The organism is bacterium (assembly GCA_020440705.1).
Classification (GTDB): domain Bacteria; phylum Krumholzibacteriota; class Krumholzibacteriia; order LZORAL124-64-63; family LZORAL124-64-63; genus JAGRNP01.
This window is the reverse complement of the sequence record JAGRNP010000215.1, coordinates 1-3,106: the sequence shown is the minus strand read 5'-3', so window position 1 is coordinate 3,106 and position 3,106 is coordinate 1. Positions and strand designations below refer to the sequence as shown.

3 protein-coding genes are annotated in these 3,106 nt (G+C 70.9%); 2 read left to right on the top strand and 1 reads right to left on the bottom strand.

The annotated features are described in order from the left end of the window. Positions 1 to 563, bottom strand: a 563-nt coding sequence (locus KDM41_17690; GenBank protein MCB1185254.1) for a L,D-transpeptidase, incomplete at its 3' end; no start/stop codon positions are given. A 125-nt stretch (positions 564 to 688) separates the two neighbouring features. Between KDM41_17690 and buk the strand changes: the two genes are divergently transcribed. After that, entirely contained in the window at positions 689 to 2,923 is a 2,235-nt protein-coding gene (gene buk, locus KDM41_17685; protein ID MCB1185253.1) for a butyrate kinase, read from the top strand. Further along, a partial coding sequence (locus KDM41_17680) for a phosphate butyryltransferase (GenBank protein ID MCB1185252.1) occupies positions 2,920 to 3,106 on the top strand: 187 nt, incomplete at its 3' end. The genes buk and KDM41_17680, both read left to right, overlap by 4 nt.

The following is a 3,106-nucleotide window of genomic DNA, read 5'->3' as shown; positions in this document are numbered from 1 at the left end:
ACGATGACAACGGGGTCTCCTTCCCGCACCCGGTCGCACACGTCGACGACGTCGGCGTTGCCCAGCCGGATGCAGCCGTGGGACACCGGTTCGCCCAGCCGGTCCTCGTGGTTGGTGCCGTGCAGGTAGATGTAGCGGGCGAGGCTGTCGACGCCGGGACCCGAGTTCACGCCGGGCTCGCAGCCGTCGAGGGTGAGCACGCGGGTCAGGATCAGGTCGTCGTCCCGCGGCTGGTCTCCGGGGCACCAGGTCTCACCGGTGGGCTCCCGGCTGACGAAGACGGTGCCGGGTGCGGCGTCCAGCCCGATGCGCCGGGCGATGCGATGGGCGCCCGGGGGCGTGCCGCCGCTGTCCTGGCGGGCGTCGACTCCGGCCCGGGCCGTGGACACCGGCCAGGCGCCGAGCGGCCGGTCCCTCTCGACCAGGATCAGCCGCTGGCCGGCCACGTCCACCAGGAGCCAGCGCGCGTCGGCCCCTGTGGGGTAAACGCCAAAGCGGGCAAGGCCTTGGGCGATCAGGTCGGCGAGGCGGGGGTCGGGTCGGCTCAGGGGCGTGAAGGGCATCGGCGATCCTTGCCATCGGGGCAGGCAGTGACGAGATTATCTGTTAAATAAATCACGAATCGGGTCTCGCAGCGCCCGATCCGGCCATGGGTGGCCGCGGCAGGCGTGCGCACCGGAGGAACCCAATGTACGACATCGAGTCTTCCCTCGACAAACAGATCCTCGCGGTGGCCCGCAACCGGCCGGCGGTGATCTTCACCGAGGCCGACGACCCGCGGGTCATCGAGGCCGCCTGCCACCTGCCGCGCTTCATCCGGCCGGTCTTCCTGGCGTCGGAGGAGACGATCAAGGACGTCATCCACCGCGAGCTGGGCCACCTGGACCCGACCCGCGTCGAGTTCACCCTGGCCGAGAGCGCGTGCATCGACCCGGCCGCGCGCCACGACCTGCTCGACGAGTTCGCCCGCGCCTGCACCGAACTGCCCGAGAACATCAGCCGCACGAAGGACGTGGACGAGGCGCGCAGCCTCATCTCGGACCCCTGCCGCTTCGGCATCATGGCCGTCCGGCAGGGCCATGCCGACATGGTCGTCGGCGGCATCACCCACGAGCCGAAGGACTACTTCCGGCCCATGACCCGCCTGCTGGCCAAGCAGGAGGTGCTGTGCGAGGCCGGCGTCATCGTGCTGCCGGACAGCCACCCGCAGGACATCTTCCCCCACAACATCGTCGTCGTGGGCGACGTGGGCGTGAACGCCACCATGACGCCCGAGGCCCTGGCCAACGTGGCCGTCGGCACCTGCGCCGTGGCGCGCGACCTCTTCCCCGAGGACGTGCTGCCGGTGATCAACGGCGCCATGGTCTCCTACTCCAACAAGGGCAGCGACGAGGGGCCCAGTCCCGAACTCGTGCGCCGGGCCAGCGAGCTGGTGCCCGAGGTGCTGGCCGACCGCATCCGGCTCGGCGAACGCTACGCGTCGATCCACATCGAGGGCGAGGTGAAGATCTCCGTGGCCCTGTCGCGGCGCTCGGCCAAGCTGTACCGGCGCGGCCAGGAGACCGGCTTCGTCGGCGGCACGAACGTGCTCATCGTGCCCAACCTCGACACGGGCAACCTGCTCTTCCATCTCTACGCCACGCGCTTTCCGGAGGCGCGCAAGTTCAGCGTCATGTTCGGCCTGCGCTTCCAGGGCGTCGACCTGCCCATGGACGCCACCCCCGGCGACGTCGCCCTCGGCGTCAAGGCCAGCGTGCTGCGCCTGCACCGCTTCGGCCACTGGCACCGCACGCCCAAGGACACGTTCTTCCCGCGGCCGCGCATCCTGGCCATCAACCCGGGCTCGACCTCGACCAAGATCGCCGTCTACGAGGGCGAGCAGGAGGCCTTCGGCGCCGAGATCGAGCACTCGGCCGCCGAGCTCGATCCGTACGAGGGCCGGCGCATCGTCGAGCAGTACGCCATGCGCAAGGACGTGATCCTGCGCGTCCTGGCCGAGCACGGCATCGCCGTCGCCGACCTCGACGCCATCAGCGGGCGCGGGGGGCTGCTGCGCCCCATCCGGCACGGCACCTACGCCGTGAACGAGCGCATGCGCGAGGACCTGCTCGGCGGCACGGGCAGTGACCACGCCTCGAACCTCGGCGCGCTCATCGCCCACGAGCTGGTGGCGGGCACGGACAAGCCGGCCTTCATCGTCGATCCGGTGGTGGTCGACGAGGCGCCCGAGCGCGTGAAGGTGACGGGCATGAAGGCCATCCGGCGCAAGGTCATCAGCCATGCCCTGAACCAGATCTCCACCGCGCGGCGCTACGCCGAGGAGAACGAGACCTTCTACCGTTACCTGAACCTCATCGTGTGCCACATGGGCGGCGGCATCACCATCGGCGCCCACGCCAGGGGGCGGTACATCGACGTGAACAACGGCCTCGACGGCGAGGGGCCCTTCAGCCCCCAGCGCAGCGGCTCCGAGCCCACGGGCGAGCTGATCCGGCTCTGCTTCAGCGGCCGCTACACCCAGGAGGAGCTGCTCAAGCTGAACAAGGGCAAGGGCGGCCTGATCGACCTGCTCGGCACGGCCGACTTCCGCGAGGTCGAGCGGCGGGTCGCCGACGGCGAGCCCGCGGCCTGCGAGGTGTACGAGGCGATGGTGTACCAGATCTGCAAGAACATCACCGCGCTGCTGCCGGCCTTCGACGGCGACCCGGTCGACCGGGTGCTGCTGACCGGCGGCCTGGCCCGCAGCGGGATGCTCGTGCGCGACATCACCGCCGGCGTCAGGGCCCTCGGCTGCGGCGTCACGGCCTATCCCGGCGAGAACGAGATGTACGCCCTGGTCAAGGGCGCCCTGCGCGTGTTCAACGGGCGCGAGGTGCCCGGCGTGTACGACCCCGACCGCGATCCCGAGGAGACGACGTCATGACCCCGATCCGCAGCCTCGACCAGCTCGTCCGCTCCCTGCAGGACCAGCCCTCGCGCCGCGTCGCCGTGGCTGCGGGCCACGACCCGCACACCATCGAGGCGGCGGTCCACGCCGCCGGCGCGGGCATCGCCGAGGTGACCCTGGTGGGCGACGCCGACCGCATCGCCGCCCTGGGCGCGGCCC

What these genes read in the sequence shown, in the direction of transcription:
- buk (MCB1185253.1), top strand. Translation starts at nt 689, where the DNA reads ATGTACGACATCGAGTCTTCCCTCGACAAACAGATCCTCGCGGTGGCC.